Here is a 718-nt window from a genome sequence, read left to right as displayed (position 1 = left end):
GATGGCATGACCTTTCAAGATCAACTCAATGATGATGGGAATATCATTGCTATCAAATGTGCTATTCGTCTCAAAGGCATTAAAGACCCTATCGAAGTCACCGAATATCGCAAAGAATGCGAACAAGGCCACAGTGACCCTTGGAAAAAATACCCCGCACGTATGTTGCGTCATAAAGCCACTATACAATGTGCTCGTTACGCTTTCGGTCTTTCCGGTATTTATGAAGAAGATGAAGCTAAACGTATCAATGAAACAAACCATAACGTACAAACGAAGTTAGTTTCTTATGATGTGCTTACGCAAATCAAACAATTAATAAACATCACTCAAACAGAAGAAGAAAAAGTGCTTGATTATGCACAAGTCGACAGGCTTGAAGATCTTCCTGATGAAGTAGCACAAAGGATTTTGGATGTTTTGCAAAAGAGACAGCATGAAAAAGAACAATCTTTCCTACAACAAAAGCAAATAGAGGCGCCTATACAAGATGCCGAATATATTCACGTCCAAGATATAGAATATGCACCACAAGAACAAAGAACGGCGGTGTGAGATGGAACAAAGAACAGCAGAATGGTTCCAAGCACGCTTGGGTAAAGTCACCGCATCAAACATTTACAACATACTCAATAAAACTACAAAAGGATTGCCTACGAGCAAATATGAAGACTACAAAATCAAACTCATAACAGAGCGCTTAACAGGCGAAACAAGC

General features: G+C 39.3%; 1 protein-coding gene and 1 pseudogene. Both read left to right on the top strand.

Going from position 1 to position 718, the window contains the following annotated elements:
* Positions 1–555, top strand: a 555-nt coding sequence (locus ACFINY_RS09875; RefSeq protein ID WP_375701080.1) for a recombinase RecT, incomplete at its 5' end; no start/stop codon positions are given.
* A 1-nt stretch (position 556) separates the two neighbouring features.
* Positions 557–718, top strand: a pseudogene (locus ACFINY_RS09870) (exonuclease); the annotation flags it as partial.

Source organism: Bartonella sp. AA23NXGY, assembly GCF_042197165.1.
Lineage (GTDB): Bacteria > Pseudomonadota > Alphaproteobacteria > Rhizobiales > Rhizobiaceae > Bartonella.
The sequence above is the reverse complement of the archived record's forward strand: the minus strand, read 5'-3'. Positions and strand labels throughout refer to the sequence as shown.